The organism is Streptomyces sp. NPDC049585, from assembly GCF_040675615.1.
GTDB classification, from domain to species: domain Bacteria; phylum Actinomycetota; class Actinomycetes; order Streptomycetales; family Streptomycetaceae; genus Streptomyces; species Streptomyces luteosporeus.
This window is the reverse complement of the sequence record NZ_JBFAPE010000004.1, coordinates 248,149-275,083: the sequence shown is the minus strand read 5'-3', so window position 1 is coordinate 275,083 and position 26,935 is coordinate 248,149. Positions and strand designations below refer to the sequence as shown.

Annotated in this window: 29 protein-coding genes; 13 read left to right on the top strand and 16 right to left on the bottom strand. The window is 72.3% G+C overall.

The window, feature by feature from the left end:
• Window positions 1–43: 43 nt before the first annotated feature.
• The gene (locus AB0K17_RS07085) at window positions 44–913 is read right to left on the bottom strand and encodes a universal stress protein (RefSeq protein WP_365982375.1); all 870 of its coding nucleotides are present in this window, start codon (window positions 911–913) and stop codon (window positions 44–46) included.
• A gap of 285 nt (window positions 914–1,198) precedes the next feature.
• Here AB0K17_RS07085 and AB0K17_RS07080 point away from each other — a divergent pair, with 285 nt between their 5' ends.
• The 3 genes from AB0K17_RS07080 to AB0K17_RS07070 are packed head-to-tail and all read left to right on the top strand — an operon-like array spanning window position 1,199 to window position 2,585.
• Window positions 1,199–1,741, top strand: coding sequence for a DUF6230 family protein (locus AB0K17_RS07080; RefSeq protein ID WP_365982374.1), 543 nt, complete (start codon window positions 1,199–1,201; stop codon window positions 1,739–1,741).
• The gene (locus AB0K17_RS07075) at window positions 1,732–2,112 is read left to right on the top strand and encodes a DUF6114 domain-containing protein (RefSeq protein ID WP_365982373.1); all 381 of its coding nucleotides are present in this window, start codon (window positions 1,732–1,734) and stop codon (window positions 2,110–2,112) included. The genes AB0K17_RS07080 and AB0K17_RS07075 overlap by 10 nt, the downstream gene beginning before the upstream one ends.
• Window positions 2,082–2,585, top strand: coding sequence for a hypothetical protein (locus tag AB0K17_RS07070; protein ID WP_365982458.1), 504 nt, complete (start codon window positions 2,082–2,084; stop codon window positions 2,583–2,585). The genes AB0K17_RS07075 and AB0K17_RS07070 overlap by 31 nt, the downstream gene beginning before the upstream one ends.
• A gap of 173 nt (window positions 2,586–2,758) precedes the next feature.
• On the opposite strand, the gene uppS is transcribed toward AB0K17_RS07070, so the two are convergent.
• Complete coding sequence (gene uppS / locus AB0K17_RS07065; RefSeq protein WP_365982372.1) at window positions 2,759–3,574, bottom strand: polyprenyl diphosphate synthase; 816 nt, start codon at window positions 3,572–3,574, stop codon at window positions 2,759–2,761.
• Window positions 3,575–3,701: 127 nt separating this feature from the next.
• Between uppS and AB0K17_RS07060 the strand changes: the two genes are divergently transcribed.
• Window positions 3,702–4,304 carry a phosphatase PAP2 family protein gene (locus AB0K17_RS07060; protein WP_365964594.1) on the top strand — a complete coding sequence of 201 codons (603 nt, stop codon included), beginning with the start codon at window positions 3,702–3,704 and terminating at the stop codon, window positions 4,302–4,304.
• Here the strand turns inward: AB0K17_RS07060 and AB0K17_RS07055 are convergent.
• Entirely contained in the window at window positions 4,291–5,646 is a 1,356-nt protein-coding gene (locus tag AB0K17_RS07055) for a cytochrome P450 (protein WP_365982371.1), read from the bottom strand. The genes AB0K17_RS07060 and AB0K17_RS07055 overlap by 14 nt on opposite strands.
• 58 nt (window positions 5,647–5,704) lie before the next feature.
• Between AB0K17_RS07055 and AB0K17_RS07050 the strand changes: the two genes are divergently transcribed.
• The 3 genes from AB0K17_RS07050 to AB0K17_RS07040 are packed head-to-tail and all read left to right on the top strand — an operon-like array spanning window position 5,705 to window position 9,811.
• Window positions 5,705–7,207 carry a GMC family oxidoreductase gene (locus AB0K17_RS07050; protein ID WP_365982369.1) on the top strand — a complete coding sequence of 501 codons (1,503 nt, stop codon included), beginning with the start codon at window positions 5,705–5,707 and terminating at the stop codon, window positions 7,205–7,207.
• Window positions 7,204–7,707 (top strand): nitroreductase family deazaflavin-dependent oxidoreductase, encoded by a 504-nt coding sequence (locus AB0K17_RS07045; protein WP_365982368.1) that lies wholly within the window; start codon window positions 7,204–7,206, stop codon window positions 7,705–7,707. The genes AB0K17_RS07050 and AB0K17_RS07045 overlap by 4 nt, the downstream gene beginning before the upstream one ends.
• Before the next feature lie 52 nt (window positions 7,708–7,759).
• Window positions 7,760–9,811: an APC family permease gene (locus tag AB0K17_RS07040; protein ID WP_365982367.1), complete on the top strand. Its 2,052-nt coding sequence runs from the start codon at window positions 7,760–7,762 to the stop codon at window positions 9,809–9,811.
• 6 nt (window positions 9,812–9,817) lie between these two features.
• On the opposite strand, the gene AB0K17_RS07035 is transcribed toward AB0K17_RS07040, so the two are convergent.
• Window positions 9,818–10,405, bottom strand: a complete 588-nt coding sequence (locus tag AB0K17_RS07035; protein WP_365982366.1) for a helix-turn-helix domain-containing protein — start codon at window positions 10,403–10,405, stop codon at window positions 9,818–9,820.
• An 87-nt stretch (window positions 10,406–10,492) separates the two neighbouring features.
• On the opposite strand from AB0K17_RS07035, the gene AB0K17_RS07030 reads away from it, so the two are divergent.
• The 5 genes from AB0K17_RS07030 (at window position 10,493) to AB0K17_RS07010 (ending at window position 15,696) form a co-directional block, all read left to right on the top strand.
• Window positions 10,493–10,891: a DUF4345 domain-containing protein gene (locus AB0K17_RS07030; protein WP_365982365.1), complete on the top strand. Its 399-nt coding sequence runs from the start codon at window positions 10,493–10,495 to the stop codon at window positions 10,889–10,891.
• A gap of 80 nt (window positions 10,892–10,971) precedes the next feature.
• Window positions 10,972–11,628 carry a hypothetical protein gene (locus tag AB0K17_RS07025; RefSeq protein WP_365982364.1) on the top strand — a complete coding sequence of 219 codons (657 nt, stop codon included), beginning with the start codon at window positions 10,972–10,974 and terminating at the stop codon, window positions 11,626–11,628.
• A gap of 353 nt (window positions 11,629–11,981) precedes the next feature.
• Window positions 11,982–13,082 carry a PP2C family protein-serine/threonine phosphatase gene (locus AB0K17_RS07020; RefSeq protein WP_365982363.1) on the top strand — a complete coding sequence of 367 codons (1,101 nt, stop codon included), beginning with the start codon at window positions 11,982–11,984 and terminating at the stop codon, window positions 13,080–13,082.
• A gap of 178 nt (window positions 13,083–13,260) precedes the next feature.
• A complete protein-coding gene (locus tag AB0K17_RS07015; RefSeq protein WP_365982362.1) occupies window positions 13,261–13,773 on the top strand; it encodes a VanZ family protein in 513 nt (170 codons plus the stop codon).
• A 330-nt stretch (window positions 13,774–14,103) separates the two neighbouring features.
• Window positions 14,104–15,696 carry a phosphodiester glycosidase family protein gene (locus AB0K17_RS07010; protein ID WP_365982361.1) on the top strand — a complete coding sequence of 531 codons (1,593 nt, stop codon included), beginning with the start codon at window positions 14,104–14,106 and terminating at the stop codon, window positions 15,694–15,696.
• Between the two features lie 17 nt (window positions 15,697–15,713).
• Here the strand turns inward: AB0K17_RS07010 and AB0K17_RS07005 are convergent, their stop codons facing one another.
• From AB0K17_RS07005 to sigJ, 9 genes are all read right to left on the bottom strand, one after another.
• Entirely contained in the window at window positions 15,714–16,307 is a 594-nt protein-coding gene (locus tag AB0K17_RS07005) for an SMI1/KNR4 family protein (protein ID WP_365982360.1), read from the bottom strand.
• Window positions 16,304–16,528, bottom strand: a complete 225-nt coding sequence (infA, locus tag AB0K17_RS07000) for a translation initiation factor IF-1 (protein ID WP_365964606.1) — start codon at window positions 16,526–16,528, stop codon at window positions 16,304–16,306. Before infA ends, AB0K17_RS07005 begins: the two co-directional genes overlap by 4 nt.
• Before the next feature lie 77 nt (window positions 16,529–16,605).
• Window positions 16,606–17,376, bottom strand: coding sequence for a GNAT family N-acetyltransferase (locus AB0K17_RS06995; RefSeq protein WP_365982359.1), 771 nt, complete (start codon window positions 17,374–17,376; stop codon window positions 16,606–16,608).
• Window positions 17,377–17,618: 242 nt separating this feature from the next.
• Entirely contained in the window at window positions 17,619–18,617 is a 999-nt protein-coding gene (gap, locus tag AB0K17_RS06990) for a type I glyceraldehyde-3-phosphate dehydrogenase (protein WP_365964608.1), read from the bottom strand.
• A 116-nt stretch (window positions 18,618–18,733) separates the two neighbouring features.
• Window positions 18,734–19,051 (bottom strand): hypothetical protein, encoded by a 318-nt coding sequence (locus AB0K17_RS06985; RefSeq protein WP_365982358.1) that lies wholly within the window; start codon window positions 19,049–19,051, stop codon window positions 18,734–18,736.
• A complete protein-coding gene (locus tag AB0K17_RS06980; RefSeq protein ID WP_365982357.1) occupies window positions 19,048–19,965 on the bottom strand; it encodes a GDSL-type esterase/lipase family protein in 918 nt (305 codons plus the stop codon). Before AB0K17_RS06980 ends, AB0K17_RS06985 begins: the two co-directional genes overlap by 4 nt.
• A gap of 197 nt (window positions 19,966–20,162) precedes the next feature.
• Window positions 20,163–20,504, bottom strand: a complete 342-nt coding sequence (locus AB0K17_RS06975) for a hydrophobin family protein (protein WP_365982356.1) — start codon at window positions 20,502–20,504, stop codon at window positions 20,163–20,165.
• A gap of 258 nt (window positions 20,505–20,762) precedes the next feature.
• Window positions 20,763–21,197 (bottom strand): hypothetical protein, encoded by a 435-nt coding sequence (locus tag AB0K17_RS06970; protein WP_365982355.1) that lies wholly within the window; start codon window positions 21,195–21,197, stop codon window positions 20,763–20,765.
• A gap of 85 nt (window positions 21,198–21,282) precedes the next feature.
• The gene (sigJ, locus tag AB0K17_RS06965; protein ID WP_365982354.1) at window positions 21,283–22,173 is read right to left on the bottom strand and encodes an RNA polymerase sigma factor SigJ; all 891 of its coding nucleotides are present in this window, start codon (window positions 22,171–22,173) and stop codon (window positions 21,283–21,285) included.
• Between the two features lie 86 nt (window positions 22,174–22,259).
• Here sigJ and AB0K17_RS06960 point away from each other — a divergent pair, with 86 nt between their 5' ends.
• Window positions 22,260–22,655, top strand: coding sequence for a hypothetical protein (locus AB0K17_RS06960; RefSeq protein ID WP_365982353.1), 396 nt, complete (start codon window positions 22,260–22,262; stop codon window positions 22,653–22,655).
• Between the two features lie 91 nt (window positions 22,656–22,746).
• Here the strand turns inward: AB0K17_RS06960 and AB0K17_RS06955 are convergent, their stop codons facing one another.
• The 3 genes from AB0K17_RS06955 to AB0K17_RS06945 all read right to left on the bottom strand — a co-directional run bounded on the left by AB0K17_RS06955 (window position 22,747) and on the right by AB0K17_RS06945 (window position 26,918).
• Complete coding sequence (locus tag AB0K17_RS06955) at window positions 22,747–23,400, bottom strand: LysE family translocator (protein WP_365982352.1); 654 nt, start codon at window positions 23,398–23,400, stop codon at window positions 22,747–22,749.
• Window positions 23,401–24,471: 1,071 nt separating this feature from the next.
• Window positions 24,472–24,873 carry a hypothetical protein gene (locus tag AB0K17_RS06950; RefSeq protein WP_365982351.1) on the bottom strand — a complete coding sequence of 134 codons (402 nt, stop codon included), beginning with the start codon at window positions 24,871–24,873 and terminating at the stop codon, window positions 24,472–24,474.
• An 821-nt stretch (window positions 24,874–25,694) separates the two neighbouring features.
• A complete protein-coding gene (locus AB0K17_RS06945) occupies window positions 25,695–26,918 on the bottom strand; it encodes an MFS transporter (protein ID WP_365982350.1) in 1,224 nt (407 codons plus the stop codon).
• Between the last annotated feature and the right edge of the window lie 17 nt (window positions 26,919–26,935).

Below are 26,935 nucleotides of genomic sequence, written 5' to 3'. Positions count from 1 at the left end.
GGCGGTGCCCGCCCCGGCGTTAAGTCGTGGCCCGCCCCGGCGTTCAGCCGTGCCCGGTAGCCTGCGGCGGGGGTGCGACGATCAGCGGGCATTCCGTCCGGTGGGCGAGGGTGCGGCTGGTGGAGCCCGCCAGCATGCCCCGGAAGCCGCCCCGGCCCCGCGCCCCGACCACCAGGCAGCGGGCGCGGCGGGCGGCGGAGGCGAGCATCCCGGCCGGGTCCCCGGTGAGGACCTCCCGGCGGACCTGCACCTCCGGGTACTGCGCGCAGTGGCCGGCGAGCGCCTCGGAGAGCACCAGCCGCGACGCGTCGAGGAACTCCGGCAGCTCCGCGTCGCGCGGCCGGCGCACGTCGACGGCGACCAGCCCGGTGCCGGCCAGGGCCGCTTCCTCGAAGGCGAGGGCGACGGCGAGGTCCGAGGCGGGCGAACCGTCCACGCCGACGACGACGGGCGCGTCCGCGGGCAGCCCGGCGGTCGGCTCGGGCACCAGGACCACCGGGCAGGCCAGGTGGCCGATCAGGGCGTCGCTCTTGTCGCCCGGGGTGAACAGGGTGTCCACGCCCGTGTACCGGCGGGCCCCGAGCACCAGCATCCCCGCCGACTCGGCGGCCTCGCGCAGCACGTGCACCCGCCGCCCGGCCACCAGGGAGGGGACGAGCTCCAGCCCGCGGTGGCGCATGAGCGCCGTCTCCAGGGCGTCCTGCAGCAGGGCCTCCCCGGTCGCCCGGAAGTGGGTGACCCACGAGGGCGGCTCCTGTCCCGGTCCGCCGCGCGGCGGCTTGCCGGTGGGCCACTCCTGGGCGTGCACCAGGTGCAGCGGCAGCCCGCGCCAGGCGGCCTCGTCGGCCGCCCACGCGACGGCGTGCGGGCTCACGGCGGCGCGGGTGACGTCGACGAGCACGGGTCCGCTCACGCGCATCCGCGGGTCCCTTCCGTCGGCCGGTCCGCTTCCCTTTACGGCTTCCCCTTACGGCTTCCATCATCGGGCCGGACGGGGAGCGCCGCAGGCCGGGGCCGGCCCCCGGGAACCGCGCGCGTCGTCCGTCACACCCGTGGGCGCGGCGCCTGCCATGTGCGCTCCCCCGCGCTCCGTACGGCCCTGCCGGTCCCCCGGGCGCCCTCGGACCGCCGTCACCGCGGCCGCCGCCCGTCCGTTGGAAAGGGCGTGCAGCGGGCGAGGAGGACGCGCGGACGCAGGGTGAACCGGGCGCGGCTGGTGGTGGCGGGCGGTGCCGCGCTGGCCGCGGCCTGCGGGCTGCTCGCGGCCACGGCCGACGGGGTGCTGGCGGTCTCGGCCGCGGCCTCCGGCGGCGCGTTCAAGCTGACGGGCGAGCGGCTGGAGGGCGAGGGCTTCAGCGAGCGCACCGACGTGCTCGTGGAGCACGACGGTGCCCGGCACCCGGTCGGCGTGGTGACCGCCGACCGGGCCTGGCTCAAGGGCCTGTGCGCCAGCCTGCTCGTGCCCACCCCCTTCGGGCCGGTGACGCTGCGCGGCAGCGCCGGGCGCATGAGGCCCGTGCTGGCCACCGGCATCGTCGTCAACACCGATCGGGTGCGCGGCCGGGAGACCGTCTTCGAGGACCTGCGCGTCGGCGTGCTGCCGGAGGGCGGCGTCGGTGCCCGTACGCGCCATGTGACGGTCGAACGGCCGGAGTTCACCTCCTGGCTGGCCACGGCGGGCACCTTCCGGCTGAGCGACGTGGACGTCGGCATCGAGGCGGGCCGGCACGAGTGCTCCTGACGAGGGCCAGGGCGGCGCGGCGGCGGTTCGGGGCCTGGCGACGTGGCCGGCCGCTGGGCGCGGCGGTGCTGGCCGTGCTCGGTGCGCTGGAGCTGCTGTGGCTGCCGTTCACGGGCTTCCCGGCGGCCGTTCAGGTCGCCGGCGTGGTGGCCGGGGCCGGGCTTTCCACCAGCGTGCCGCTGCTGGTGGCCGCGGTGATGCTGGCCACGCACCCGGGGCTGCACACGCCCGTCGGGCTGATGGTGCTGGCGCTGGCCCTTCTCGCCCTGGTCACCTGCAACGCCGGCGGGATGCTGCTGGGCAGCCTGCTCGCGGGGGCGGGCGGGGTGTGGGGGTTCGCGTGGCTGCCGCCCGAGCGGGAAGCGGGGTGAGGGCCGGCGCCGCCGTGCTGTGTGCGCTGCTGGTCTGCACGGCCCCGGACGCCCGGGCCCTTCCGCCGCGCGTGGGCGCCGACGACGTCGCGGTCGCGCCGGTCATGCTGGTCGCCCGCAGGGCGGTGACGGGCCCGGCCGGCTGTATCCGCCGCCGCGCCGCCGGGCACCCGGTGCTGCACTGCCGTCTGGAGCGCGCCACGCTCACCGACGCGGTGGTGACCGTGCGCACCGCCGGCCGGCCGACCGCGGCGTACCTCGCGCACGCCGAGCTGATCGGCGGCATCGAGGGGGACTTCACCCGCCTGGATGCCCGGCTCCTGGGTGTCCTTCCGGTGCACGCCACCGCCGATGCCCCGCTGCCGGCGGCGGTCGCCCCCGCGCTAGTGCTGACCGACGTCACCCTCAGCGCGGACAGCGTGGCTGTCGGCGGCGGCCGGGTACGCGCCGCCGGGCTGACGATCGCACGGTGACCGCGCCCCGTAGGGGCGCGGGGAACTGCGCGACAAGCCCGGACGCGCCCGCAGATGGAGTGTGCCGTGCTGCGCCCCGACCCCGAGGGCGGTGCGTCGACTGCAGGCTCGTCGGTGGCCGATCGCGCAGTTCCCCGCGCCCCTTACGGGGCGCCGGACACGTCTCTAGTGGCTCAGACGGTGCCGAAGCGGCGCTTGCGGGCGGCGAACGCCGCGACGGCGGCCCTCAGTTGATCGCCCGTGAAGTCGGGCCACAGGGTGTCGACGAAGAAGAACTCCGCGTACGCGGCGCGCCAGAGCATGAAGTTGGACAGGCGCTGCTCGCCGGAGGTGCGGATGAGCAGGTCGATGTCGGGGAGGTCCGGCAGCGGCAGGTGCCGGGCGAAGAGCGGCTCGTCGATGGCCTCCGGGTCCAGCCGTCCGGCGGCGGCACGGCGGGCCAGCACGGCCGCGGTGCGCACGATCTCGTCACGGCCGCCGTGGTTGAAGCAGAAGGCCACGGTCATCGCCCGGCCCGCCCGGGTGCGCTCCTCCGCCTCGTGCAGCGCGCCGATCACGGTGGGGGGCAGCCGGTCCTTCGAGCCGAGCCACCGCAGGCGCACTCCGCGCTCCACGTACTCCTCGAAGGAGTCCGAGGCCTCCTCGGCCAGCCGCATCAAGGCGTTCACCTCGGCAGAGGGCCGGTTCCAGTTCTCGGTGGAGAAGACGAACAGCGACAGGTACGCGATGCCCTCCTCCAGCGCACCGTCCAGCACGGACCGCACCGCGCGCAGGCCGGCCTCGTGTCCGCTCGCGCGCGGCAGGCCGCGCCGCGCCGCCCAGCGGCCGTTGCCGTCCATGATGAGCGCCACGTGGCGCGGCCCATGGCCGCTCCCTGCCGCTGCAGGGCGCCGGGCATCGGCGTCCGCGGCCATGCGAAAGGTCCCACGCAGCAGCCACTTGGCCACGGATATCCGCCGCTTCGCGGCCCGGGCACCTCGACGAGGCACGGCGCCTCCTCACCTCGCGCTCCCGCACGCCGAGGGGAGTCTCGGCCGCACCGGCGCCCCTCACACCTCAAACCACCCGAAGAGGCGAAACCACCAACTATGTCTGGCGATAGGGTCGTTGAACGACATGACCCCACCGCCCTCCACCCCTCGCGCCGCCGACCGGCTGGCCCGCCACACCGCGCGCTGTCTCTCGCCGCCCGTGCTGCCGGTGGCTGCCGGCTGCGCGGTGAGCTGGCACGCCGGCCGGCCCGGTTACGCGGGGCTGGTGTGGGGCGGTGCGGCCGCGGTGTGCGGCGTCGTGGGCGTGGCGGTGATGGCTCTCGGCGTGCGGTGCGGCTGGTGGTCGGACCTGGAGGTGAGCCGGCGCGCCGAGCGCCCGCTGCCGCTGACCTGCGCCTCGGCGGCCGCGGCCGTGGTGTGGCTGGCCTGCCTGCGTGCGGGCGCACCGCGCGACGTGCTGGTGCCGGGCGCCCTGGCGCCCGCCGGCGGGGCGGCGTTCGTGCTGTGCACCCGCTTCGGCAAGGTCTCGCTGCACACCTGCGCGGCCGCGGGCAGCGTGGCCCTGCTGACGCTGCGCGTGGACCCGGTGTGCGCGCTCCTGGCACCCCTGCCGGTGGTCGTCGGGTGGGCCCGGATTCGCCTGGGCGCACACACGACGGCCCAGGTGTGGGCCGGCGGCCTGCTCGGTGCGGGGCTGACGGCGGCGGTGCTGCTCATCGCCGGCTGACGCGCGGTGCGCAGAGCATTTCGACGCAGCGCGGGGAGAGGAAGACGCGCGCCGACGGGTGCGGGTGGGACCCGGGCACGGCCCGCAGCCGCCAGTGGGTGGCGACGGTGGCGACCACGGTCAGCATCTGATGCAGGGACAACCGGTCGCCGATGCACTTGCGGGGCCCGGCCCCGAAGGGCACGTAGGCGCACCGCGGCAGCAGCGCCGCCCGCTCGGGCAGCCACCGGTCGGGGTCGAAGCGCAGCGGGTCGGTGTGGTGACGCGGGTGGCGGTGCATTCCATAGGCGCTGAAGACCAGTTCCGTACCGGCCGGCAGCAACACGCCTCCCAGATCGACGGCTTCGAGGGCGCGGCGCGCGAGCAGCCACACGGGCGGGTACAGCCGCAGTGCCTCGGAGAGCACCCGGCGCGTGTACACCAGGTGCGGCAGGTGCTCGGCGGTCACGTCCTCGCCGGCCAGGACGGTGTCGAGTTCGTCGTGCAGCCGGCGCTCGACGTCCGGATGGGCGGCCAGTTCGTGGAAGACCCAGGGAAGGATGTCGCCGATGCCGTGGGCGGCGGCAATGAGGTAGAAGACGAACTCGTGGACGATCTGCTCGTCGTCCAGGCCGCTGTCGTCGTCGGCGTAGCGGGCACGGGCCAGGGCGGACAGAACGTCGCCGTCGTCGCGCCGCGGGTCGGTGCGGCGTTCGTGCAGGGCTGCGCGGATCGCGGCGCGCAGCCGGTCGCGGGCCCGCAGGAAGCCGCCGGTGCCGGGTACGGGCAGGGAGTCGGTCCAGCGCGGGGCGACCGAGCGCCAGTACAGGCCGGGAGTGAGGTTGCGCTGGACGCCGGCGAGGGCGCCGGCCACGGCGGCTGCCGGTTCGCCGCAGAAGACCAGCGCGTTGACCTCGTTGGACAGGGCCAGCAGTTCCTTCTCCAGCCGCAGCCGCAGCCCCGGCCGCCAGTGGGCGAGCCGGTGGCGGGTCACGCGCGCGACCAGGGCCGTCCGCGCGGCCAGCCGCTCGGGGTGGAAGGCCGGTTGGATCGCCCGGCGGTGGCGGCGGTGGGCGGCGAAGGGGGTCAGGCCCTCGAAGCTCATGTCCATCACCAGGCTGACGCCGATCTGCGGCCCGGCGGTGTCCGTCAGGCGGCCCTTGACGAAGTCGCGGGCCCCGGTGACCAGGAGGTGGTGCAGCAGCCCCGGGTCGGTGACGAGGTAGGAGGGGTGGAGGCCGGGGCGGAAGCGGACGAGGGGGCCCAGCTCGTTCATCCCGGCGACGAAGTCCATGGGACGGAACCACAGCTCGGCGCCGTGGCCGATGAGCGGCAGTGCGCCGGGAGCCGTCGGGACGTCCATCGGCACCCCCAGGGGACGGTCCGTGAGGTTTCCCCGCCTTCATGGGTACATACCCGTCATGACGGTCGGGGACGTCATCGTGGTGGGCTCCGGTTTCGGCGGTTCGGTGGCCGCGCTGCGCCTGGCGGAGCGGGGGTACCGGGTGACGGTCCTGGAGGCCGGCCGCCGCTTCGCCGACGGCGACTTCGCCGCCTCCCCGTGGCAGGTGCACCGCCTGCTGTGGGCTCCTCGGTTCGGCCTGCGCGGCATTCTGCGGGTGCGGGTGCTGCGCAACCTGCTGGTGCTCACGGGCGTGGGGGTGGGCGGCGGTTCGCTGGCGTACGCCGGGGTGCTGCACCGGCCCGCAGTGCAGGCCTTCCGCTGCGCCGGGTGGGACCCGGCGGTGGACTGGGCGGCCGAACTGGCCCCGCACTACGCGGTGGCCGAGCGCATGCTGGGCGCCGCCCCGGCGCCGCTGCCCGACACGGACGGCGCGGGTGAGGCGGTACTGCGCCGGGTCGCCGGGGACGTAGGGGTGGGCGGCTCCTTCGGGCCCACGCGGGTGGGCATCGTGCTCGACTCCCCCGGCCGGCCCGTGCCGGATCCGTACTTCGACGGGCGGGGACCCGGCCGCACCGGCTGCACCCGCTGTGCGCGCTGTGTCCTGGGCTGCCGGGTGGGGGCGAAGAACACCCTGGTCAAGAACTATCTGCATCTGGCCGGGCGGCTGGGCGCCCGCATCCTGCCCCTGACCACCGTGACGGCGCTGGCCCCGCGCCCGGACGGCGGCTGGTGGGTGCGCACGGCGCCCACCGGCGGCCCGCCCTGCCGCCGGGGCGGCGACCTGCGTGCGGACCATGTGGTGCTGGCCGCCGGCGCGTGGGGGACGCCCGAGCTGCTGCTCCGCTGCCGTGCCGCCGGTGCGCTGCCCGGCATCGGGCCGGCGCTGGGCACCCGGACCTGCACCAACCGCGAAGTGCTCCTGGCCGTCGCGGCCCCCGGCTTCGACGTGGGCCCCGGTGTCGCGGTCGGCTCGCAGCTGCGGGCCGATGCGGCGACGGTGGTGCAGTTGTGCCGGGTCGGCGGCGCCGGCCACCCGTTGTCCGCCCTGCTCTCCCCGCTGGCCGGGGCCGGTCCGGGCGCCCTGGCCCACTGGCCCGTGCGCGGCTTCGGCCGGCGCACGGCGCTGCTGCTGGCGATGGAGGCCCGGCCGTCCTCGCTCACCGGCCGGCTGCGCCACGGGCGCCTGGCCCTCGTGCCGGACGACGGCCCCGGCGAGCCCGCCCGGCTGCCGGCCGCCGACGCTCTCGCGCGGGCGTTCGCTACGCACATCGGGGGCAGCGCCTACGGCCTGTGGTGCAGCCGCCTGCTCGGCCTGCCCTTCACCGCGCACCTGACGGGCGGCTGCCCGCTCGGCACCGATCCGCGCACGTCCGTCGCCGACCCGTATCACCGGGTGCACGGCCACCCCACGCTGCACGTCGCCGACGCCTCGGTCGTTCCGGCCGGTCTCGGCTGCAACCCGGCGCTGACCGTCACCGCCCTGGCCGAGCGCGCCTTCTCCGCCTGGCCGGGCGCATGAGCGGCCGCGGGAGCGGAGGCGACCGGCCCGTGCACCCGGTCCTCGCCCGGGTCGGGGCCGGCCGTGCGTTCCTGCTGCTCGCGCCGCACGTGCTGCCGCGCCTGGACCGGGCCGTGCACCGGCTGACGGGCGGCCGGCTGCTGCCCAGCCGGCTGGTCCTGCCGACCGTCGTGCTCACCACCACCGGGCACCGCAGCGGCCGGCCGCACCTGACGCCCCTGTGCGCGTACCGCTGTCACGACGGCGGCTGGCTGGTCGCGGCGACCAACTTCGGCCGCCCCCGCCACCCGCACTGGAGCACCAACCTGCTGCACACCCCGCGCGCCACGGTCACCTGGCGGGGCGTGGCCCACCCGGTGCGCGCCCACCTGCTCTCCCCCGCGGCGCAGCACGCGGAGCGCGCCCGGATCCTTACGGTGCTGCCGGTGTACGACGTGTATGCGGCCCGGGCCGCGGGCCGGGGCGTACGGGTGTTCCGGCTGCAGCCGCTGACGCGCTGAGCAGGGGGGCAAATCACCGTACATACGGACCGTACGACCTAGGCTCGGCCTCGTGATCAACCTGACGGGGCTTGTGAAACGGCTGGCCATCGGCCGGGCGATGCGCAGTGAGGAGCTGGGCGAGACGCTGCTGCCCAAGCGGCTGGCGCTGCCGATCTTCGCCTCCGACCCGCTGTCGTCGGTGGCGTACGCCACGCAGGAGATCCTGCTCGTGCTGACCCTGGGCGGCATGGCGTACCTGCACTTCACGCCCTGGATCGCCGCGGCGGTCGTGGCGCTGATGGCGGTGGTGGTGCTGTCGTACCGCCAAGTGGTGCACGCCTATCCGAGCGGCGGCGGCTCCTACGAGGTGGTCTCGCGGAACCTGGGCCCCTCGGCCGGCCTGGTGGTCGCGGCGTCGTTGCTGGTCGACTACGTGATGACGGTGGCGGTCTCCGTCGCCTCGGGCGTGGACAACATCATCTCGGCCGTGCCGCAGCTGGCGGACTTCCGCGTGGTGATGGCGGTGGGCTTCGTGGCCCTGCTGACGGGGGTGAACCTGCGGGGCGTACGGGAGTCCGGCCAGGCCTTCGCGGCGCCGACGTACCTGTTCATCACCGGTGTGCTGATCATGGTCGGCACGGGGCTGGTCCGCTGGGCGCTGGGGCACGCACCCGTCGCGGAGAGCGCCGGCTTCGGCATCGCGCCCGATCCGCGCGACGCGGGGCTGGCCGGCTTCGCGCTGGTCATGCTGTGTCTGCGCGCATTCTCCAGCGGCTGTACGGCCCTGACGGGCGTGGAGGCGATCTCCAACGGCGTGCCGGCGTTCCGCAAGCCCAAGTCGAGGAACGCGGCCGCCACGATGAGCATCATGGGTGCCATCGCGGTGACCATGTTCGTGGGCGTGACGGCCCTGGCACTGCTGACGAAGGTGCACATCACCGACAACTCCTGCCGGCTGACCGGCCTGCCGGGCGACTGCGGCGCGTACACCCAGCGCACCGTCATCGCCCAGCTGGCCGCGGCGATCTTCGGGGGCGAGCACAGTGCCGGCTTCTACTTCGTCCAGGCGGCCACCGCCCTGGTGCTGATCCTGGCCGCGAACACCGCCTTCAACGGCTTCCCCCTGCTGGCCTCGATCCTCGCCCAGCACCGCTACCTGCCCCGCCAGTTGCACAACCGCGGCGACCGGCTGGCGTTCTCCAACGGCATCATCGCCCTGGCACTGGCCGCCGTGCTGCTGCTGTGGTTCTACAAGGCGGACGTCACCAGCCTCATCCACCTCTACATCCTGGGCGTCTTCACCTCCTTCACACTCTCCCAGGCGGGCATGGTCCGGCACTGGAACCGCGAGCTGCGCGAGGAGGGCGATGCGGCCCTGCGGCGGCGGGGGCTGACGGCACGGGTCATCAACGCCACCGGCGCCGTCGTCACGGGCCTGGTGCTGGTGATCGTGCTGGCCACCAAGTTCGTGCAGGGCGCGTGGCTGGCCGTCGTGGCCGCGGCCGTGCTGTGGACGACGATGCGCGGCATCCGCCGGCACTACGACGCGGTCGCCGCAGAATTGGCCGTGGGCGACCCGCGGGCCGAACTCGTGCGCCCCACGCGCGTGGTGGCGATCATCCTGGTCTCCACGATCCACAAGCCGACGCTGAGGGCCCTGGCCTACGCCAGGGCCCTGCACCCGGACCACCTGGAGGCGCTGACCGTCTCGGTGGACCGGGAGGAGACCAAGGCCCTGCAGGGACAGTGGACGGCCCTGGACGCCGACGTCCCACTGAAGGTGCTCGCCTCCCCCTACCGGGAGATCACCCGGCCCGTCGTGGAGTACGTGCGCTCCATCCGGCGCGAGAGCCCCCGGGACGTGGTGGGGGTCTTCATTCCCGAGTACGTGGTGGGCCACTGGTGGGAGCACTTCCTGCACAACCAGTCCGCGCTGTGGCTCAAGAGCCGGCTGCTGTTCACCCCCGGCGTGATGGTCACCAGCGTGCCCTGGCAGCTGAGCTCCTCCCGCCGGGCCGACCACCCCGCCCGCCGCGCCCCGGGCGCGATCCGCCGCGGCGAACCGCTGCCCCTCCACCAGCACCACCATCCCTTCGCCCACCACGGCCGCGAGCGGCAGTAGGCGTCCTCACGGGGAGGGGCCGACGAGGGGGGCGAGTGCGCCCGTCAGGGCGCCGAGGCACGTCTCGCGCAGTTCCTCGCGGGAGCACATCCGCCGGGTGAGCCATTCCACGCACAGGGCACGGACGAAGGCCAGCCAGCTCATGAGGACGGCCGACATCAGCTCGGCGGGCACCGCGGCGAAGGCGGCCGCACCGGCCAGGCGTTCGCTGAGCACGGTCATCTCACCGAGGACGACGGCCTGGATGACGGGGTCGCCCGCGAGTGTGCGATTCGCGGCGAGCACGGTGTGACGGTTGTCGGCGAAGTAGTCGATGTGGGCATCGAGTCCCGCACGCACTTGGGGGATCAGGGGCAGGGACCGGTCGATCGGTGTCGCGTCCAGGAGCCGGTCGGCGGCCTGCCGGTAGACCGCCGCGAAGAGGTCGCGCTTGCTCGGGAAGTGGCGGTAGAGCAGGGCCCGGGAGACGGCGGCCCGCTGGGCCACGTCCTCCATGAGGACGTCGTCGTACGGCCGGGCCGCGAACAGCTGCGCCGCCACCGTCAGCAGCTGGTGGCGGCGCGCTGCAGGGGTCAGCCGGCTCCGAGTGGTCACGTCCCCAGGCTAGTTGACGCCCGTTCGAGCGGTGTCGTACGTTCGTTCCCAGGCTAGTAGATACGTGTCTACTAAGGGGGGCGGGTCGTGACCGGACTGCTCAGAGGGCTCCTGATCGTCATGGGCGTCGCCTGCACGGCGATCGGCGCCGTGCACCTCGTCACCGGGGTCGGCTCCGTCCCCGGGGAGGGCCTTGCCGGCGCGACCGTCGACAGCCGGGAACGCTTCTACGGCGCGATCTTCATGGGCTACGGCCTTGCCTGGATCCACGTCGCCCGGCAGTCGCCGATCCCGGCCCGGGCCGTCCGGTGGCTGGCGGGCCTGCTGCTGCTCGGCGGTGGCGGCCGGCTGCTGTCCCTGCTCTCCCACGGGTCACCGCACTGGTTCCAGGTGGTCCTCACCGGCACCGAACTCCTCCTGCCGCCGCTGTTCCTGTGGCTGGCCACCGCCGGGGAGACCGAGCGAAAGGGCGCGAGTACCGGGTGAAGGCCGCCCCGGGGCGGTCACCGGTGTGTCAGTGGCACGGTCTACGCTCCCCGTCACCTACGAGTTCTGGGGAAGACCGGATGTCCTACGACGATGACGAGTACGAGTACCTGCCCGCGCTGAGCACGGCCCTGGCCGATCCGTCCGTGAAGGAGCGGACCGTCGACGGCTGGCGGATCGAGCGGCTCGGCCTGATCCAGGGAGCCGCCGGCCACGGCACGATCTACGACCCGCTGGGGCCGGAGGGCGAGGGCTTCCCGATGCGGCCCGGCGGCACGCCGGTCTACCTGGTCTCCCACGAGGACGCGCCCGGCGTGCCGGTGGCGGTCCTGGTGCACCCCGGCGAGACCGTCCCGGTCCGGACGCAGGACTGGGGCGAGCGCGTGGCGACCCCGTCCGGCCTGGCCGTGGTGCACGCGAACCCCAGCAGCACCTGGATCGAGCCGGGCACCGCAATACTCAAGCGCGCCTGGGCCACCCTGCACGCGCGCGCCGCGGAGGGCGACGACTGGATGCTGGAGAACCTCCGCGAGATGCTCCAGCGCGCCTCGGTGGACCCCGCCGACTGGCCGGTGGAGCCGGTCGAGGGGGACTTCACGAACGACTGGCTGATGATCCCGGACGAGGCCGGCACCGGCACCGTGCTGGGCGTCCTGGTCAGCCCGGACGGCTCCAACACGACCGAGTGCCTGGACGCCGAGGGCGACACGGTGGCGATCCTGCTCACCTTCGCCTAGGGCGTGCCGGCAGATCGTCGTCACGCGCCACCACGGCGCCCCGTAAGGGGCACGGGGAACTGCGCGATCAACCCGCGACGGCCCGCAGCTGACACGCCACCCCCCGGGGGTCGACTGCGGGCACGTCCTGGCTTGTCGCGCAGTTCCCCGCGCCCCTACGGGGCGCCGTGGCGGCGCCCGGTTCCGCTCCGGCGGCGTGGGCAGCACCGCCCGCTGGGCGGCCTCCGGGTGGCGCCCATGGCGGGCGGGCGGCCCGGTTCACCCGGACGCCGTCCCACCGCTGGCAGCCGTGGGCCCTCCGACGGATGCTGGGCCTGCGGGGCGTACGGCACCAACACACCGGGAGCGGGTACGTGAGGGCACCGAGCGCGGGGCGCACCGCCGTGATGCGCTGGTTCCTGCGCCACCTGCCGCTGGTTCCGGTCGTGATGCTGGTCGGCGGCGCCCTCATCGACGTCAACACCCCACCGCACTTCAGCCTGGAGGCCGTCTACACGGCCGCGCCGATGACGGCCGCCGCCCTGCTGTCACTGCGCGCCACGATCCTGGCGGGCATCGGCGCGTGCATCGCCGACGCGCTGGTGCTCGCGCACTTCGGCTTCCTCGACGAATCCGGCGGCCGCAGCGAGCTGGCGACGGTCGCCACGGTCTCGGCCCTCGCCGTCGTCGTCAGTCGGCTCATGCACTACCGGGACGTCCGGCTGCAGTCCGCGCGCGAGGTCGCCCTCGCGGTGCAGCGCGCCGTCCTGCCGCATCCGCCGTCGCGCCTGGGTCCGGTGCGCATCGCCGTGCGCTACCAGTCGGCCGTGCTGGAGGCGCAGATCGGGGGCGACCTGTACGGGGTGCAGCAGACCCCGTACGGCGTGCGCTGCCTGGTGGGGGACGTGCGGGGCAAGGGCATGCAGGCGGTCAAGGCCGTCGACGTGGCCCTCGGGGTCTTCCGCGAGGCCGCGGAGGACGAGCCGTCGCTCACCGGTATCGCGGCCCGGCTCGAACGGGCTCTCGTGCGCGAGGCGGCGGAGCGCGCGGGGCTGGAGCAGACGGAGGGGTTCGTCACCGCCGTGCTGGCCCAGATCCCGTACGCGGGCGACGAGGTGCTCCTGGTCAACCGCGGCCACCCGGCGCCGCTGCTGCTGCGGCCGGACGGCGAGGTGCGCTGCGCGGAGCCGTCCGATCCGGCGCTGCCCCTGTGTCTGGCATCGCTGGGGCCCGACGGGGAGGCGGCCGATGTCATGGCCTTTCCGCCGGGGGCGACCCTGCTGCTGTACACGGACGGCCTGACGGAGGCCAAGGACCGCTCGGGCGCCTTCTACGACCCCGTCGCCGCGCTGACCGGCCGTCGCTTCCGCGGGCCGGAGGAGCTGCTCGACGCGCTGCTGGCCGATGTCACCCGGCACACCGGGGGCAGCATCACCGACGACATGGCCCTGCTCGCGCTCACCCGCGACCGGTGAGCGCTCACGGGGCGGCCGTCGCCAGGGCCGGGGAGGCGACGGCCGTGCGCAGGTGCGGGACTTCGTACGCTGCTGCGTCGAGGCGTGCGTGAGCCAGGTCACCGTTCATCCGAGAACTGGGCTTTTCTCCCGTTGCGTCTCTTTCCTCGGCATTCGCTGTCGAGGAAAGAGCAACATCGTGTCCTTTGCCCTGGCTTTGACCGTCGGCGTGCTCGGCTGCGTCGTCCTCGCTGCGGTGACGTTCCTGCTGGGGCGCCCCCGGCGGGTGTCGCACCGCGTGTGCACCGCGCTGGGGTGGTTGTGGGTGGCCGGCGTGGTGGGTCTGACCTTCGGCACGCGCTCCGGCGGCGGGCAGGCGGTGAACCTGAAGTTGCTCGACGTCTCGAACCCCGCCGACACCTGGGACTTCTTCCTCAACGTGCTCATGTTCGTCCCCGGCGGTCTGCTGCTGGCGAGCGCGGGCACGCGCCTGGCGAGCGCGGTCGCCTGCGGCTTCGCCGGCTCGCTCGCCATCGAGACGACGCAGTACCTCACGTCCTCGGGCCGGACGGCCGACATCAACGACCTGCTCTCCAACACGGCCGGCTGCGTGGTCGGTTACGCCTGCGCCGCGGCGCTGCGGGCGGCCGTCCGACGGACGGCAGCGGCGACGGCGACGGCGACGGCGGCCGGGCCGCGCCTGCGGGCCTGACGCCGGCCCGCGTTCCCTCCCGGGTCCGGCAGGAGCCTGCGGCGCCCGGGGCTCGCGGGAGGCCCGGGGCGCCCGGGGTCGCGGCAGCGGGCGCGCGCCCGCGACTGCACCCGTGACCCGCTGCGGCAGTTGCTGACGCGGTGGTCCCCGAGGACTACGGTGTTTCCTGGTTCACCGCAGTCCCCCCACCCCTCTGCACGCACAGCATCCCTGTTTGCCTCCCCGTACGCCGTTGCGACCTGAGCGTTCGCGCGGGCGTCACACCGCCCGCGAAGACTGCGAGGTGACGAGGCGTATGTGTCATGCCATCGACAGGGCAGGAGAGAGAACGTGGTGAAGATCAGACGCACGCCCGGGGCCGCGCTCGCAGCCGGCCTCGCCGCGCTGGTGCTCGTCGCTCCCGCCGCGGCCGGACGGGCCCAGGCGGCGGCGCCGCGGGCCGCGAGCGGCCTGCCGCTGGGCGCCTACAACCTTCCCGAGACCCGCCGCACGAGCGACCTCGCGCCCGGGGTGACCTGGACCCACATCGAGCGCGGCCGTGCGGACGCGAACGACCGCTGGACGGTCGAGGTCGACCTGCTGCGGGACGAGGACGCCGCCCGCGCCCTGGCCGACCGCCTGGCGAAGGCCGGCTTCCCGCCCACCGTCACCCGCGTCGACGACCGCCCCCAGGACCTGCCGTCCTCCCTGCCGTGGGGCTGGCGCGTGCGGGTCGGCAGCCTCACCGAGAAGGCGGCCGCCGCCCAGTTGGTGCAGAAGCTGCGCACGGCGGGGTTCAACCCGTCCCGTACGTACTTCACCGGTGAGGACGGCCGGGGCCGCAGCGGTTCGGGCCCGTGGGTCGTCGACGTCCTGAAGGTCGACGCCGCGCACCGGGACCGCGTCCGGGCCCGGCAGTCGCTGGACCGGGTGCCGGGCGCCGAGACCGTCGCCGAGATGGTCAAGCGCACCGGCGGCATCGCCGGGATCAACGGGGGCTACGGCTCCGACGAGGAGGACGGCACGTTCGGTGACATGGCCGGGCTGTCCGTCATCAACGGCGAGCTGGTCAGCGAGGCCGTCAACGGCCGCAGCGCCCTGGTCCTGCCCGTGGATCCCGACCGCCGCCCGTCGGTCCGCCAGTTCACGACCGACCTGCGGGTACGCTCCGAGGACGGTGCCGACCGCGAGGTCGACGGGATCAACCGGCAGCCCGGCAAGATCCGCAACTGCGGCGGTGTGGGCGGCGATCTGCCCACCGAACGGCCGCTGCACGACGTGCAGTGCACGGACGACTCCGAGATCATCCAGTACACGGGCTTCTTCTACGGCCCCACCCATGAGGGCGCCGGAGCGGCAGCGGTCGTCGCGAAGGACGGCACGGTGCTCGAGTTGCGCGACCACCGCGGCGGAGCGGTTCCGGCCGGCACGACGCTGCTCGCCGGTACCGGTGACGGCGCCGACTGGCTGCGCGACCACGCCCGGCCGGGCAGCGTCCTGACGGTCACCAAGGACGTGAACGACGCCGCCTCGCACCGCTCCCTGCGCGCCCTCGGCGACGGCCCCGCCGACATCGTCTCGGGCGGCCCGCAACTGCTGCGCGACGGGCGTGTGGAGATCCCCTCGGAGGCCGAGGGCTTCGACCACCCGGACGACCCGGGCTTCTTCGACTACTTCTCCACCCACCGGCACCCGCGCACGATCGCCGGCGTCACCGAGGACGGCTCGCTGCTCCTGATCACCGTCGACGGCCGCCGTCCCGGCTACAGCGAGGGCCTGTCCTTCCGCGAATCGGCGCTGGTGGCGCGCTCGCTGGGGGCGGTCGACGCCATCAACCTCGACGGTGGCGGCTCGACGACGATGGTCGTGGGCGAGAAGGTGGTCAACCGTCCGTCCGACGCGACGGGCCCCCGCCAGATGGCCACGGCCCTGATCGTCCGCTGAGGCCTTCCGGTTGTCGGTCACAGGGCGCCCGGCACCGGCCGGGCGCCCTCGGGGCCGTTCAGCCATGCCCCGTACCAGGCGCGGAAGTCCGGCCCGGGCGTGAGCCCGCCCCACAGGGGGTCGTCGCACCACACCCGGCCCGCCTGCGCGCCGGTGACGACGAGCCGGGAGAAGGCCCCGCAGCCGATCTCGCCGATGACGAGCGTCCCGTGCACCGCGTACGTGGCCTCGCCGCCCTTTCCGGGCCCGGGGTGGGCGCGGGTGTGGGGGAAGGCCGTGGCCAGGGTGCCGGGCTGCAGGTCCTCCTGCCGGACGTCGTGGAGTGCCTCGTCCTCGTCGACGTCCTCCGTCAGCCCGACGATCCCGTGGTGGGGGCCGGCTCCTCCGTCGGCGACGTGCAGGAGGAAACGGCGGTAGGAGCCCGGCAGTTCGACGCCGTGCCGGCGCTCGAACGCCCGGACGTCCGCCTCCCCCAGCACTGGGCGCAGCCGGTACCGGTGGGTTGCGGCGCCGAAGCGGCGCAGTCCGGCGTCCTCGCGCGCCATTGCGGCGACACGACCCCGCACGGCGGCGCCGTCCCAGGACGGAGGGGAGGCCGGGCTCGTGGTCATGACCGGTAGCGGTAGCGGATCCGGCCGCGGGTGAGGTCGTAGGGGCTCAGTTCCACGAGCACCCGGTCAAAAGGGAGGATCTTGATGTAGTTCTTGCGGATCTTCCCGCTGATGTGGGCGAGCACGGTGTGACCGTTCTCGAGCTCCACCCTGAAGGTGGCGTTGCGCAGGCACTCGACGACGGTGCCCTCCACATCGATACCGCCTGATGTTTTCGTCATGACTCTCACTTCCTGTGTTCTGTCATTCGTGCTGTCTTTCCTGCTGTCCTTCGTGCTGCGACGGACGGTGTGCTGCGTCAGCGGCGGACGAGTTCCACGGTGCTGCCCGCGCGCCGGGCGCCGATGCCCTCGAACAGGGCGGTGGCCGCGGCGTTGGACTCGTCCACCTCGGCCCATGCCGAAGCCTTCCCGGCGCGGTGCAGCGAGCCCAGGGTGTGGGCCAGCAACGCCCGGGCGATGCCGCGGCGGTGGTGGTCGGCGCGGACGGCGACGAGCCCGATCCGCGGCTGCCGGAGCAGCGACGCCACCCGGATCAGTCCGACGTACTGGCCGGCGTGCTGTGCCACCGCGTACCTCGACGGGTCGATCACGGTGGTCCCCGCCGGGCGGGGCAGTACTTCGGCGGGCATGGTGTGCCATCCGGCGGCGGCTTCGACCTCGTCGCGGACGACGCGGTCCAGGGCACGCAGCGGGCCTTCCTCGGCCTCGCCGGCAGGCACGATCGTCACGCCGTCCGGGAGCGGTACCGCGCCGAGCCCGGTGATGTACGGGTCGGTGGGCACGCGGCAGCCCCACTCGCGGCGTGCGAAGGTGAATCCGGCCCGTTCCCAGGCGGACGCCGCCTCGTGGTCATCCTCGTCGACCACGGTGTACAGCGGTGCGGGGAGGTCGGCGAGCATCGCATGGGCGATGCGGTCGAAGACCGTCTCGTGCCACGCGTCGATGCTGATGAAGAGCCGCCCGTCGGGTCGTTGCGAGGTGTCGCCGCAGCCGACCACGCGGTCGTCCTCCACGGCCTGCCACTGGGTGTCCGCAACGCGCAGGACGGTGGGGTGCAAAGAGTTCATAGGTGTTGCCTCTCGGGAGTGCCTTGTCCAGGCGCTCCCGGCGACACCTTCGTCAGCCACCCACCGTGACGGAAAGGGGGAGCACCCATACGGATACAGCCTTCATGGGTCTCTCACCTCCTTGCGTTCTCTTCACGGCTGCGATGACCGTAGCAGCCCATGGCCGTCCGGCCCAAACGATTTGAGGACCGCACGGCAAAAAGCGCCGCGAACGCGCTGGACGTCGGCCGCCCCGATCGCTGTCAGCCGCCGGCGAGGAGTTCGAGTGTGTCGACGACGCGGTGGGAGAAGCCCCACTCGTTGTCGTACCAGGCGACGACCTTGATGTACCGGCCGTCGACGCGGGTGAGGGCCGAGTCGAAGATCGACGAGGCCGGGTTGCCGGTGATGTCGGACGACACGAGCGCGTCCTCGGAGTACTCCAGGATGCCCGCGAGAGGGCCCTGCGCCGCGGCACGGTAGGCCGCGAGCACCTCGCTGCGCGTCACCTCGCGCGCGACGTGCGTGTTGAGCTCGACGATGGAGCCCACCGGTACGGGTACGCGGATCGAGTCGCCGGACAACTTCCCGTCCAGACCCGGCAGTACATGGCCGATGGCCTTGGCCGCGCCCGTCGTCGTCGGGGCGATGTTGACGGCGGCGGCGCGGGCACGGCGGGCGTCACGGTGCGGGCCGTCCTGCAGGTTCTGTTCCTGGGTGTAGGCGTGCACGGTGGTCATGAAGCCGTGCTCGATGCCCGCCAGGTCGTCGAGGACCTTGGCCAGCGGCGCCAGCGCATTGGTCGTGCACGACGCGTTCGAGACGATCATGTGCGCGGCCGGGTCGTACATGTCGGTGTTGATGCCGTAGGCGAGCGTGACGTCGGCGCCGTCCGACGGCGCGCTGACCAGCACCTTCTTCGCGCCCGCGCCGAGGTGGGCGCTCGCTGCCTTGGCTGCCGTGAACCGGCCGGTCGACTCCAGCACGATCCCGGCCCCGAGATCGGCCCACGGCAGCTGCGCCGGCTCCCGCTCGGCCAGCACCTTGATGCGCCGGCCGTCGACGACGAGGGTGTCACCGTCGACCTCCACGGGGCGGCCGAGTCGGCCCGCTGTCGAGTCGAACTTCAGCAGCCGTGCGAGGGCGGCGGGCTCGGTCAGGTCGTTGATGGCGACGACGTCGAGTGCGCTGTCGCGCTCGAGTAAGACGCGCAGCACATTGCGTCCGATGCGACCGAACCCGTTGATGGCGATGCGAGTCATCTGTTCCTCCCCTTCCCTTCACCTGCAGGGCTGTGCGGGGCATCGGAATTCCCCGGGCACAGCACGGTCGGCGTGATCCCCATCCTGCCCTCTTCGGTGCCGGGCCAACCCGGCCGTCAGCCCACCAGCAGGAGAACAAGAATGAGGGAGACCACGGGAACGAGGAACATCGTCGTCAGGTGCGTGAGCAGCGTGCGCATCATGCCCAGGACGGAGAACACCATCAGGCCGCCGGCGAGCCAGCACCCGTACACCGAGCCCGCGGCGTCCGCCCAGGCCGTCTCCTGCGCGCGCGTGGTGGCCTCGAAGAACCCCACGCCTCCGATGGCCACGAGGAAGAGCACACCGCACAGCAGCACATTGCCCACGCCGACGAGGCGGGCCGCCTTCCCGTCCGCCCGGCGTGCCCGCCTTCTCAGGCGTCGTACGTTCACTGCGCTGCGAGTGTGCTCAGGTGGTGGTGGAGCGCCTCGTGGCCCTCGGTGTCGGGGTGCAGGCCGTCGGTGAAGAGGTCGGGCCGGTCCTGGAGGGGCTGCCACATGTCGAGGAAGTCGACGTGGTGCTCCTCGCACCAGGTGCGCAGGGCCTCGCGCAGGGTCAGTGCCCGTTCACGGGTGAAGCACAGGCCCTCGTAGTCGGCGGTGCGGGTCTCGTCGAGCCAGGTGGGGCCCATGACGACGAGGCGTGCGGTGTGGGCCAGGGCCGTGGCGGCCAGCGCGGCGAGGTTGTCGGTGAGGGCCTTCAGACCGTCGGGGACGGCCGAGTCGTTGATGCCGGCGGCGACCAGGAGGGTGTCGGGGCGGCGCGGGGCCAGCAGGGCGGGGGTCTGCTCGGCGACGTCGGTCAGGGTGCTGCCCGGGATGGCCAGGTTGAAGACGCGGTGTGCGGTCTCGTTCTGCGCGATGTGGGCGGTGGCCAGGCGGGAGGCCCAGCCGCCGTGCGGGTCGCAGCGGCCGTAGGCGATGCTGTCGCCCACAATGACGATGCGTTCCGCGGCGCGCAGCGGGTTGGCGTCGAGGTAGGCCCAGGCGTTCTCGCCGGAGGTGAGGACGACGCGTCGGCGGGCGTAGTCGTCGACCTCGTAGGCGTCGGCGGCCGCGAGCTCGGCGTCGGTCAGGTGCAGTACGGCGCCCTCGACCTCGGCGCCGATCCTCCGCACGAGGGTCAGGTGCACGTCGAGGCCGCTGGTGGCGATGACGGACGGGTCGGTGATCGCAAGGGGCCTGGTCGCGTACCCGGGCAGCGATGCCGGGGAGCTGGGTACGGGCCGTCCGAAGAGGGCGGTCTGGACGTGCTCGTCCCTGAGGGTGCCGAAGGTGAACAGGGTGTGCGGGCGGTGCTCGGTCACGGTGGGCTGCGTGGCCTTTCAAGTCATCAGGTGCGTGATCGGCTCACCCTAACGGGCGGGCCGATCACTCCACGACGACAGGCGTCACAGCCGCCGGACGTTGCCGGCCGGGCGCGGGTCCGAGGGCCCAGGGCACGGCGGCCTGCGCGTCATCGGGACGGTGTTCGGCGCAGGCTGCCGCGGCTGCGCCGAACCGGTCACATGTCCGCGTCGCCGGGCCTGCAGCCTGTCGCGAGGACCCCTCCGAAGTTGTTGTTGGCGCAGAGGACGGAGGCGGCGCTACAGCTCCCGGCACCGCCGGCGGACCCCACCGGCCTGCAATGCAGGCCGACTTCTCCGACCGTGCGGGAGAGGTCGACACCGAACTGGCCTGCGAAATTCTGCGCGGCCGGGTTGTTGGTGTCGACGGCCTGATCACAGCACAGCAGGGTGTCGGCGGCGTACGCCGACGTGGTGGTAATGGTGGTGATGGTCGCGGATACCGCGAGGGCCAAGGCGCTCGCAGCAGTCACGACACGGGTGCGGGTGATCCGGATCATGTCTGTCCCCTTCTCCGGCGGAAGCCGGGCAGTCCGGCGGCGGACACGCGAGGTCCCGGTAGGTCCCGGTAGCGGCAGCAGCCTTCCCGCACCTCCAGCAGCCACGCTCCGACTCACTCCAACAAGGGACACCACGATGCCTTGTGCGACCGGACCTGCGGCGGAGGGCGCCCCTGCCGCCGCCCGGGCCTCCGCGATCGCCCGGCACGGCAGAAAGGTTCGTCGGCAAAGCCGACGGATCTCCATGAGAGGTCGAGGCTAATAGGTGAGCTCCGGGCTCTTCACGAACTCGGCGAAGGCGTAATTCTTCCCGTTGGGAAGGATCTGCAATTCCGCCCGGTACACATGCCCGGGGGTCGGATTGGGCAGCTTGTAGATCTGTTCCAGCGGCCGGTCGCAGCGGCGCAGTTCACGTTCCCACTGCCAGCCGGTGGTGTCGTCGAAGGCCACCAGTCGCATGCGGCAGTCGCCTCCCGCTTCGGGCCAGTCGCTGCGGGCCTCGAAGAGGATGTCGCCGCCGTGGCCTCCGTCGTCCACGAGGCTGACGCAGGCCTGTTTGGTCGCGGGGCCGGTACAGCCGCCGCCTGTTGCTGCCGCCACTGCGGTGGCCGGAGTGCCGACCAGGGCGATGCCTGCCAGGGAAAGGGCGGTTGTCGCCCATGCCGCGATGCGCGGTAATGCACGGAGAATCATTGTTCCACCTCGCATGACTCGGTTTCCGGAAGATCACCGGAAGGGAATGCGCCGAGCATATGAGGACGTAGATCCTTGGTGCTGTTTATTTTCGAACGCTCCCTGACCACGGTCGCAGCTTCTCCGGGTTGCGGACCACCCAGATCCGGCTGACGCGTCCGTCGGAGACGTCGAACGAGGCCACGGTCACGACGACGCCGGCACGCCGCGCCACCAGGCCCGGCGTGCCGTTGACCGATCGTTCGAGGAGTTCGAGCCCCGGGGCCTTGTCGGCGATGGCGACCATGTACTGGGCGATGCGGGCGCCGCCCTCGACCGGGCGCAGGACGGTGCCGACCATGCCGCCGCCGTCGGCGGTCATCACGGCGGCCGGGTCGAGGAGGCCGACCAGGGCTGCGATGTCCTTGGCTTCCCAGGCCTCCTTGATCTGCCGCACCACGCCGGCCCGGCCGGTCGCCGTGGCCGGGGTGCGCGCGGCGCCCGCCCGCCGCCGGGCGGAGGAGGCGAGTTGCTTGCAGGCCGCGGGGGTCCGGTCGAGAACGCCGGCGATCTCGACGAACGGGTAGCGGAAGACGTCGTGCAGGACGAACGCCACCCGCTCGGCGGGCGTCATCGACTCCAGGACGACGAGGAAGGCCATCGTCACGGACTCGTCCACGACGATCTGGTCGACGGGGTCGGCGCCGACCGCACGGGTCCACTCGGCGCTGTCGGGCAGCGGCCCGGGCAGCCACGGGCCGACGTAGCGTTCGCGGCGGGCCCGTGCCGAGCCGAGCAGGTCCAGGCAGATACGGCTGGTCACCGTCGTCAGCCAGGCGCCGGGCGAGCGGATCTCCTCCTGCCGGCTTCGCGGCAGCCCGTACCAGCGGGCGTAGGCGTCCTGGACGGCGTCCTCGGCCTCGGTGACCGAACCGAGCAACCGGTATGCCAGGTTGAGCAGTTGGCGTCTCTCGGCTGTTGTCCCGGCAGTTTCCATGGTTCCGGCGGCCCCCTCGCCTTACCTTTCGCAGCCTTGCGTCGTCGGACTGGTGAGACCTTATCGATCTGCTGGGGGGCTGGGACATGGCCGTTCCGACGACGAAGACGACGACGAAGACGACGAAGACCGCGAGCGCACGGCGCACCTCCTCGTTCCTGCAGGTCGCGATCACCCTGCAGACGCTGACAATCTTCCTTCAGGCGCTCTCCGCCGGACTGCTGCTGACCTCGTCCTACGGAGAGACGCTGCACAGCGTCGGAGCCCGGGTGATGTACGGGGCGTCGATGCTGTACGTCCTCGCCGCGGTGCTGGCATGGAAGCCGGGCGGCGGCCCGGTCCGGCCCGTGCTGTACGCGTCGGGTTTCCTCGTGCTCGCCTCGCTCCAGGTGGTGCTGGGCATCGCGCACGTCCCGTCGATGCATGTTCCCCTGGGCGTTTTGATGTTCGGCCTGAGCGTGCTGGCACTGGCCCGGCGCTGAGGCGTCATGCGATCCGTACGGGAGCCCGCCCCCGCTGTGGTGCGCGGAGGTCGCCGCTTGGACCCGGTGGGCAGCTCTCCGGTGGCAGCCGTCAGTCCCGGAAGGCCATGGCCACGCCGAGGCTGACGAGGACGACTCCCGAGGTGCCGGTGATGCCGCGCTGGACGCGGCGGCGGCGCAGGAGGGCCTGGACGTGGCCGAGGACGGTCACGACCACGATGTACCAGATGAGTGCCAGACCCCAGAAGAGCCCCGCCATGATGACGTGCTGGGTGAGGGTGGGGACGCCCGGCAGTTCGAACTGCGGGAACAGCGACAGGTAGAAGGCCGCCACCTTGGGGTTGAGGAGATTGCTGACGAGGCCCTGGCGGAAGGCTTGGTCGGCGCCCTTCTTGCGGTGGCCGGTGAGCAGTTGCGCTTGGTTCATGGGTGACGGGTCGTCGTCGTGCTGCTTGCGGTGCCGGACGAAGTCGATCAGTGCCCGTGCGCCGAGGTAGGCAAGGTAGACGGCGCCGGCAATGCGGAGTGCGGTGTAGAGCATCTGCGCGCCGGTCAGCAGTGCCGTCAGGCCGGCGACGGCCGCGGCCGCGAGGATGCCGTTGCCGAGCATGATGCCGGCGGCTGTTGCCGCCGCGCCCCGGCGACCGTCCGTTGCCGCGTTGCGCAGTAACAGAACGAGGTCGGGGCCGGGGACCACGATGATGACAAGAGATGCGGCTATGAAGCCCATGAGCTGAGTGGTCATGCCGCCTCATCATGCCACCGGTCAAGCATCCGTTCAGGGGCCACGGGCCTTTCGATCCCAGCCTCGCGGGCGCTTGTCCATTTATTGAGACGCCACCGTGGCCGATCTTCGGGGGTTGTATGGATCACAACCCGCCTCGAGAGTGCACGCATTGCCCAATCTCGCCGCAGTGATCCCGCCCTTGGGCCACTCTCAATACCGACACCTGACGTCCGGTTTCCTCGAAGGGATCAGCATGATCCGGCCAAGGCGCCGCTTAACACGGCCTTTTCTCACAGCCAGCGCCTGCCCGTCAGGCCGACTGGATGACACGTGAACACTCGTCATCGCGAAAGGGAGCTGACCGACTCTATGAAGTCTCGTCTCGACCGCTACGAAGAGTTCATCGAGAAAGAATACTGCGCCGGGCTCACCAAGCCGGACGAGTACTCGCTGGAAGCCGTAACCCCACCCACACCACTGCAGCAACTGGCCGTCCATGCCCTGGAACTGCCCGAACCCCTCTATTCGGCCATGCGGCAGCAGTACCGCAGCCGGCGTACCGCACCGCGCATGCCTTCCGGACAGCAGGTCTTGCACCCAACAAGCCCGAGGGCACCTAGCCCCGCCCCACCCCTACGTCGCCTGCTTCGCGGTCTCCCAGCGAGACATCGCACGTACGGAAGAAGCCCTTTCCGCCACGGACTTTCCCGTCAAGGCCCACTGACACGGCGGAGGCCCGCCCGCGCTGTGGTGCGAGAAGGATGCCGGTTACCACGTCGCCTCAGTGTCCGTCGCGCACCACCGCCAACCCGCCGACCCGGGTCGTGATGCCCGCCGGCCCGCGTCGGGCCGAAGCGAGCACACTGGCCGGCCGACCGAGGGTGTCGCCCTGCTCCACCTCGATCGCAACCGTCTGCGCCCCTGTCGTGTCGAGCACGTGGGCGGCCAGTCAACCGGTGCTGTTGGCATTGGCGACGTCCTCGTCCACACCGATCGCCGGCGCGGACATCCGCGCCGCACCCGGTCGGTCGCCCACCGGCGGTACGTACACGAAACAGCCGAGGAGCCCGTACCGCCGGCACGCCGCCGTCAGCCTGCCGAAGTGCGGGCGGAGCGGACTCGGAGCAGCGCCGACCGGTCGTGGACGGGTACCAGCATGCGTGGTGCGCCGGGCGCGGCGATCCGTGGCGCGTCGGTCGGATGCTGATCGTTCGCGGTGAGCCCGAGCTCGGCGGCGATCGCGGCACGCTCGTCCGGTGCCGGGTGACGCAGCGCGACGAGGCCCTGGTCGAAGCACACCTCGATTCCGGCGGAGCGGCGGATCGCGACGGTGTCGAACGCGCGCCCGCCGGTGTGCTGGCGGTCGTTCAGTTCGCCCAGCGCGGTGCTATCTCGGTCACTTCGACTACCGCTCCAGCAGCGGCCGAAATACCCCGGTGGTTGTGGCCTTGAGCAGGGCGATAAAGCCAGATTGATCGCAACCGTGGACACTCGGTGCTCACGTAGCTGCCCCTGACGCTGCCCATACGGACAGTGTCAGGGGCACCAATGAGATTGTGGCGGAACCGTGTGAAGTTTTCTCAGTTGTACCGAAGGTGCCGCTTTTGGGAGCTGAGTACGAGATTCAGAGGCGACGGGGGTTGCACGCAATGTCCGTCTGTTCCTGAACCTATTGCCACCCGAGGTCGTCCGCTGATTCCGTGACCGGATGTCCGACTGCGGCAGGTGTCGCGTGTGCACCTGAGAAAAGGATCAACGCACTGAGAGCGGGCGCCAGGATGATTCGTACGAACGTGGATGCACGCACGGCAAGGCTCCAGATTCATTTCTGTCATGTCGGTGGATGCCTTGAATTCTTGCCGAGCGCTCACACCGGTTCCATACCTGGCGCCTGGCACAAAGCGCACCCGGCACGAATGTGCCGGGTGGTGACCATCAGAGGGGAGGCAGAGGTTCACAGTCGCACAAAGACCATCCGGCAAGAGCCGGTGCCTCGTCCAGTGCCAGGCTGACGAGCTTCCGGCAGTAGTCGTGTGCGTCGGCTGGTGCGCGACCGTTGAGGAACAGCACGCCACATGCACCCGCGCGGGAGGTGTGGATCCTTGCGTGCTCCAGCGCCCCGCAGTCCTGGTCGGCTTGCCGGAGGGCTGCACTGACGACCTCGGGATCGTTGATGGGCCGGGCGGCTCCGCGGTTCATCGCTACGTAGAACAGGCGCATGGTGAGCCTTTCGGCCGGTTGCCCGGCAGCCTGCGTGACGCGCTCACGCCTGCGATGTGCGGGCTGGGCGGTCGACCACTAGGCAGCCGCCGTCACACGGGTGTCTTCTGTGGCAGTTCGGCGGTGGTCTTGGTTGGGCTGTAGCTGAACAAGGCGGGTCCGAGGAGCAGGCAGGATGCGGCTGCCCAGGTGAGCGGGATGTTTGCGGCGATGGCGATGCCGCCGAGGGCCGGTCCTGCGATGAGGCCGGCCTTGCTGGCGAAGACGTGGAGCGCGAGGATACGGGGCCGATCTGCCTGCGGCACCGCTTCGCGCAGTTGCGGGACCAGGCAGGCCGTGTGGAGGCACTCGACGACGGAGAAGAGCACTACTGCGCTCCACACGGCGATGAGGCTTCCTGTCTGGCTGTGCAGTTCGGTTGCTGCTGCTATCAGTACCCAGGAGGCTGCTGCGCCGAGGAAGAGCAGGCGCATGCCTGTTGCGCGGGGGATGCGCCGCGCGAGGCGGGTGACGGCGAGCTGACCGCAGACGATGATCAGCGTGTTCACGGCCAGGAGGAGGGCTACCTGGTGCAGCGTCAGCAAGTCGGCCTCACTGGCGAGGAGCGGCAGCAGGAGAAGGAAGCCGATGCCGAAGGTGAAGAACGTCGCGTCACCAAGAATGAGGTGCCGGGCATGGCGTTGTGAGAGCAGGGTGCGATAGGAGCCGTCGGCTGCCTGGCCTCTGCGGTTTGGTGAGGCGGGGTGGCGGGGGAGGGCCAGGAGGACGACTGCTGCGAAGAAGGCGAAAGAGATGGCGTTGAGGAGGAAGACGGGGCGCATGGTCTGGACGAGGTTGCCTGTCACCAGGTAGCCGCCCAGGAGGAAGCCCGATCCTTGGCCGACGTTGAGGACGACTTGCAGGTGGGACCAGACGCGGTCTTCGTTGCCGTCGGCGAATTTCACGGTTCCCAGGGCCGTTGCCTGGGCTGCTGAGGCGATGCCCTGGGCAGACCCGAGGGCGAAGAGCACCGCGGCGGCGAGGGCCAGGCCGTGTGCCGCGGTGAGGAGAGCGGCGGCCGCTGCTGATAGGGACAGCCCTGTTGCCAGGACGTTGCGCGGGGACAGCGCCGTGAGGAGCCGCCCCGCGTACAAGGTGGCAATAAGTTGTCCGGCTCCGGTTGCGCCGAAGACGATGCCTGCTGTCTGGGTGGATGCATGAGGCAGGGCTGCCAGCCAGCTGATGACATAGGGCGACATGAGGCCGTTGCCGAAGGCGTTGACGGTGATGCCAGCGAGTGTGACGCGGTACTTGTTTCTCGGGAATATCGGTGTCACCACCGGTGCCTCCTGGC

Excerpts from the sequence above, each read along its gene's own strand:
- AB0K17_RS07060 (WP_365964594.1), top strand. The coding sequence starts at position 3,702 with ATGACCCCACCGCCCTCCACCCCTCGCGCCGCCGACCGGCTGGCCCGC.
- AB0K17_RS07055 (WP_365982371.1), bottom strand. The coding sequence starts at position 5,646 with ATGGACGTCCCGACGGCTCCCGGCGCACTGCCGCTCATCGGCCACGGC.
- AB0K17_RS07050 (WP_365982369.1), top strand. The coding sequence starts at position 5,705 with ATGACGGTCGGGGACGTCATCGTGGTGGGCTCCGGTTTCGGCGGTTCG.
- AB0K17_RS07045 (WP_365982368.1), top strand. The coding sequence starts at position 7,204 with ATGAGCGGCCGCGGGAGCGGAGGCGACCGGCCCGTGCACCCGGTCCTC.
- AB0K17_RS07025 (WP_365982364.1), top strand. The coding sequence starts at position 10,972 with ATGTCCTACGACGATGACGAGTACGAGTACCTGCCCGCGCTGAGCACG.
- AB0K17_RS07005 (WP_365982360.1), bottom strand. The coding sequence starts at position 16,307 with ATGACCACGAGCCCGGCCTCCCCTCCGTCCTGGGACGGCGCCGCCGTG.
- infA (WP_365964606.1), bottom strand. The coding sequence starts at position 16,528 with ATGACGAAAACATCAGGCGGTATCGATGTGGAGGGCACCGTCGTCGAG.
- AB0K17_RS06995 (WP_365982359.1), bottom strand. The coding sequence starts at position 17,376 with ATGAACTCTTTGCACCCCACCGTCCTGCGCGTTGCGGACACCCAGTGG.
- gap (WP_365964608.1), bottom strand. The coding sequence starts at position 18,617 with ATGACTCGCATCGCCATCAACGGGTTCGGTCGCATCGGACGCAATGTG.
- AB0K17_RS06975 (WP_365982356.1), bottom strand. The coding sequence starts at position 20,504 with ATGATCCGGATCACCCGCACCCGTGTCGTGACTGCTGCGAGCGCCTTG.
- AB0K17_RS06970 (WP_365982355.1), bottom strand. The coding sequence starts at position 21,197 with ATGATTCTCCGTGCATTACCGCGCATCGCGGCATGGGCGACAACCGCC.
- sigJ (WP_365982354.1), bottom strand. The coding sequence starts at position 22,173 with ATGGAAACTGCCGGGACAACAGCCGAGAGACGCCAACTGCTCAACCTG.
- AB0K17_RS06960 (WP_365982353.1), top strand. The coding sequence starts at position 22,260 with ATGGCCGTTCCGACGACGAAGACGACGACGAAGACGACGAAGACCGCG.
- AB0K17_RS06955 (WP_365982352.1), bottom strand. The coding sequence starts at position 23,400 with ATGACCACTCAGCTCATGGGCTTCATAGCCGCATCTCTTGTCATCATC.